5 protein-coding genes are annotated in these 4,315 nt (G+C 50.3%); 2 read left to right on the top strand and 3 right to left on the bottom strand.

What is annotated here, in order from left to right:
* The first annotated feature begins 422 nt into the window (after positions 1 to 422).
* Together NG795_RS11340 and NG795_RS11335 are read left to right on the top strand one after the other, a co-directional pair.
* Positions 423 to 572 (top strand): hypothetical protein, encoded by a 150-nt coding sequence (locus NG795_RS11340; RefSeq protein ID WP_367288781.1) that lies wholly within the window; start codon positions 423 to 425, stop codon positions 570 to 572.
* Positions 565 to 1,050 (top strand): type II toxin-antitoxin system VapC family toxin, encoded by a 486-nt coding sequence (locus NG795_RS11335; protein ID WP_367288780.1) that lies wholly within the window; start codon positions 565 to 567, stop codon positions 1,048 to 1,050. The genes NG795_RS11340 and NG795_RS11335 overlap by 8 nt, the downstream gene beginning before the upstream one ends.
* 88 nt (positions 1,051 to 1,138) lie before the next feature.
* Here the strand turns inward: NG795_RS11335 and NG795_RS11330 are convergent, their stop codons facing one another.
* From NG795_RS11330 to NG795_RS11320, 3 genes are all read right to left on the bottom strand, one after another.
* The gene (locus tag NG795_RS11330; RefSeq protein ID WP_367288779.1) at positions 1,139 to 2,389 is read right to left on the bottom strand and encodes a CHAT domain-containing protein; all 1,251 of its coding nucleotides are present in this window, start codon (positions 2,387 to 2,389) and stop codon (positions 1,139 to 1,141) included.
* Positions 2,390 to 2,606: 217 nt separating this feature from the next.
* Positions 2,607 to 3,920, bottom strand: a complete 1,314-nt coding sequence (locus NG795_RS11325) for a tetratricopeptide repeat protein (RefSeq protein WP_367288778.1) — start codon at positions 3,918 to 3,920, stop codon at positions 2,607 to 2,609.
* A 21-nt stretch (positions 3,921 to 3,941) separates the two neighbouring features.
* Entirely contained in the window at positions 3,942 to 4,094 is a 153-nt protein-coding gene (locus NG795_RS11320) for a hypothetical protein (protein ID WP_367288777.1), read from the bottom strand.
* Between the last annotated feature and the right edge of the window lie 221 nt (positions 4,095 to 4,315).

Below are 4,315 nucleotides of genomic sequence, written 5' to 3'. Positions count from 1 at the left end.
CGCCCGTCTATCAAATTGGCGCAATTCTCTGTAGATTTTGCAGAAAATGGTTTGTTTTCGGGCGATTCTCGAATCGCCCCTACAAGCCAATCGTTTTGGGGTGGAGGGGTGGATTTTTCGGGCGATTCTCGAATCGCCCCTACAAGCCAATCGTTTTAAGGTGGGGTTCTTCTTGGGCGATTCCCTACGGGAGAGCTTCCGCTTACCGCACCTCCCGATGAATGGGTGGGTGCAGACTTCATACAGGCGCTTAAGCCGGAAAGAGTGCGTGACGCGGCAGAAGCCCCCTCACCAGGAATTGACAAACCATGCTATACTGATACGAACCCCAGTGATGCCGCCACTCAAATGAGGCTAGTTAAATGGAGTCCACACACCCAATCACACTCGAAACTATCAAAAACCTTTCTATTGAGGATTTTTTGAGCTTATTAAGACAAAAAGAAACTCTGATCGTACAAGTTTCTACCAGTGAAGTCGTGAGAATTAAAGCCAGCCTAGAACTCCCACCTTTACCGAAACTTGAGGGGTATGTACCCCAAGGGTGGAAAGACGCTATTTACCATGAGTAAAACCGATTTAGTCTTTTTAGATGCGGGAATTTTTATTGGGGCTTTGCTAAATCAAGATCCGCGTCATTCCGAAGCTCGTCCTATCGTTGAAGCTGCTCGATGCGGAACCCTGCTTGCTTGTACTTCCGTGGGAGTATTAAGTGAAGTTTATGCAGCTTTAACTTGGACTGGCTCTCAACCTCCTCACCCCCCCAAAATCGCCAGTGAAGCAGTTCGTCTTTTGGTGGAGAAACCTTCTCAAATTCTAGTTTTAGAAACCAACTTTCAAGCCAGCGTGAAAATGCTAGAAATTGCCGATTCTCAAAATCTTACAGCCCGTCGAATTCACGATGCCAGACACGCTGCTACTGCTTTAGTTGCGGGGGTATATAAAGTCTATACATACGATCCTCAAGATTGGCGGTTATTTCAGCCCTATGGAATTAGAATTGTTGGTCCTGACTCTGTTTGTTTGGGGAACGAGTCATTGCCCATTTAACCAATGGGGCGATCGCTTCACCCAACCTCCATATACTGCCTCCCTCTCCCTCTGAGACAGGGCTGGGGAGAGGGCCGCGCATGATTCCCTACAAACCGATCGCCACAAAAGCGGACCAATAACGCCGATCGCCAAATGGACAACGCTCATCATAATCCATTAACTTCAAATCAATCATCTCACACTCCTCCTCCGTCATCTGCAAACCCTGACCACACCACTCTAAAAACCCCTCCACCGAAACCCGTCTGAGCCAATTTTGCGATCGATGTAACGCCATCACCACCCGCTCATCTTGGCGCAATTCATAATAGAAACGAATCGCCAAACAAGCCGTGGCAAAATCATCCACACACCATAAACTACTCACCACAGCCGGAGTTCCCGCATACAAAAACCCACTGGCTAACCCAATATATTCATCCGTCAATAAACTCCCCATTAGTCCCGTCTCACAAGCCGAAAGCATCACCAGACGACAGGCGGGAATTTCCAGATTGCGATAAATTTCCCCCAGGGTTAAGCCTTGCTGTGCCGTGTCGAAGCGGCGACCATCCCGGAGGGTGAGGGTCTGGCGTTTTTCCTCCGTGGGAGCAGATTCGAGGGGTGTATCCCCTGCCAAAATCACAGCGGAATTGAGGGGATTTTCGCTATCAAATCCCCCGTGACAGGCAAAATGAATAAAATGGCTCTGGCGCAGTTTCTCCAGAGTTTCCCGGCGATTGAGGGCGGATTTCGTCGCCGCTTGCTGGGTGAGGATATAGCAGTTGGGGTCGAAGTAGGGGCGGATGAACTCCACCTCCATTTGGGCATAGCTGAGGTCTTGGGTGGGGTTCTGCACCGCGAAGAATTGGGGTGGGGTGGCGGGTTGGGGGCGGTGGTGGATGTAGTCGAGAATTTGGCAACTGGGGGCGTAGCTGACCCCTTGGCTAAAGCGCTCCAGTAACGGGGTGGCGGGGGCGTTGAGTTCAACGGATAAGGCGTGGAGGGGGAACAGGTGCAGGTAGAGATGGGGAATCAGAATCAGCCGTTGACAGGTCTGGGGGAGGGCGGCGATCAGACTGGACAGGTGGAGATGTTCGGCGAGGTCCTCCAGGCGACGGTCTAGGGCCTTGTACCAACTGGGTTGGCGGTAGTCGGCGAAGTAGGTTTGGTTGAATTCGTCGAGGCGGTGGCGTTCGTCGGCGCTGTAGCTGTAGGCGCGGATCTGGGGGCCGTCTGGGTCTAGGGTGACGGTGAAGGCCCAGGCTCCCAGGTCCGGGTCTTGGGGCAGATACCATTCGATGAGAGCGGTTTCCGGGGTGAGGAGTTGGCGAAAGTCCGGCAGTTGGACTTGCACCTTCGCGAAGGCGTTGAAGTCGGGGTCGTTGATTTGCGCCAGGAGGCTGTCCCGTTGTTGCAGCAGGCGTTGCAGGAGAGCGGTTCCCGGTGGTGAGGCAGTCTAAGGGGAAAGAGGAGGGGGTGAAAATTTCTAGGGAATTTCTCAAATATTGAATAGCTGCGGGATGGTTGCCTAGGTCGATGTAAGCATAGGCTAAATTTTCTGGCGTAATTGCTTAATCTTCGGGATAAGCACGGCGGGTTTTTACTTCCAAAGCGGCTTCATAGTAGAAAATCGCCCGCTCCAGGTTCTCGGCGTGTTCTCCCCGGATGCGCTTCTTGTAGGCAACTGCCAAGTTCATTTGCGTCATTGCCCATTGTTCGGGATAGACATTGCGAGTGTGTACTTCCAAGGCGGCTTCATAGCCAGCGATCGCCTGCTCCAAGTTTTCGGCTCGCTCTCCTTTAATGCGGTCATGGTACGCATTTGCCAAGTTATTTTGTGTCATTGCCCATTGTTCGGGATAGGCACTGCGGGTCCTCACTTCTAAGGCCGCACGGTAGTAAGAAATCGCCCGCTCCAGGTTCTCGGCTCGCTCTCCTTTAATGCGGTCATGGTACGCATTTGCCAAGTTATTTTGTGTCATTGCCCATTGTTCGGGATAGGCACTGCGGGTCCTCACTTCTAAGGCCGCACGGTAGCAGGAAATCGCCCGCTCCAGGTTCTCGGCTCGCTCTCCTTTGATCCGGTTCTTGTAGGTATTTGCCAAGTTATTTTGCGTTGTTGCCCAATATTCGGGATAAGCACGGAGGGTTAAAACTTCCAGGGCGGCTTCATAGCCATAAATCGCCTGCTCCAGGTTTTCTGATCGCTCTCCTTTGATGCGTTTATAGTAGGTATTTGCCAAGTTCATTTGCGTCCTTGCCCAATATTCGGGATAAACAGGGCGTGTATAAAATTCTAAGACTGCTTGGTAGGAAACAATGGCAATTTCCAGATTATTGACTTGACTACCTAATGGGAAGTGCTGAATATCAATGGCAAAATCATGAAGTATTCCCGCTAGGTCTTTATTTTTCTCAATCTCATCGGAGTCGAGTTGGGAGTGAAACCATTGGCTAACGGTTTCGGCAAAATCGAGATCGAGTTGGTCTTGGTATTTTTGGAAAATGGGATGAATTTGTTTCCCGCTTAATCCTCTTTTTTTAGCTTCGAGGATTTCTAACCAAACGTCTAAATATTCATTCATGAGATATCGCATTAACTTGAGGGTTGGAGGTTCTGGGGGGCTGAGGCTGGGAGGGGAATAATAGGGTGTTGAGCCTCTGCCATAGATTTTACCATCTCTGACCGCCAACTCGACATCGTTTTGCCTCCATGAGTCTTGGTTCGGTGGTGTCGGTTCGGTGAAGCCTCGCGCCACCCAACCGCCACACCACCCCAACACGATTGTACCCCACCCCGCGACTCCAAGAAACCGGGTTGCTTTGAGAACTCTTCGGGTTTCCCCAGAGAGACGGTTAGAAACCCGGTTTCTTTTCCCACCCACAAACCCTAAAACCTCAAATTCTTAATTCACCGGAGTCGTTTGGTCTTTTTGCAACAGAAAATCCAGGTATTCTTCTAGTTGTTTTTGTTGATGTTCTGACAGGTTGTGAAATTTACTTAAAATTGCTTCCTCTCTCAAATAGTCACTCAGGGGCATAATCTGTGATGCCGTCACTTCAATGGTAATTTGAGGAACGTCAAATCCTTTGTCGGGGGTTTCTTAGTCTTTTGCCGGAGGTTCAGAAACCGGGTTTCTTTCCTCAATTTAGGTCAATTTGCAACACTTGTCGCAGAAACCCGGTTTCTTGGTCTTTTGCCGGGGGTTCAGAAACCGGGTTTCTTTCCTCAATTTAGGATAATTTGCAACAGTTGTCGCAGAAACCCGGTTTCTTGCTC

The sequence above is a fragment of the Laspinema palackyanum D2c genome (genome assembly GCF_025370875.1).
Lineage (GTDB): Bacteria > Cyanobacteriota > Cyanobacteriia > Cyanobacteriales > Laspinemataceae > Laspinema > Laspinema palackyanum.
This window is presented reverse-complemented; position numbering and strand designations above follow the sequence as displayed.

Excerpts from the sequence above, each read along its gene's own strand:
- NG795_RS11335 (WP_367288780.1), top strand. The coding sequence starts at position 565 with ATGAGTAAAACCGATTTAGTCTTTTTAGATGCGGGAATTTTTATTGGG.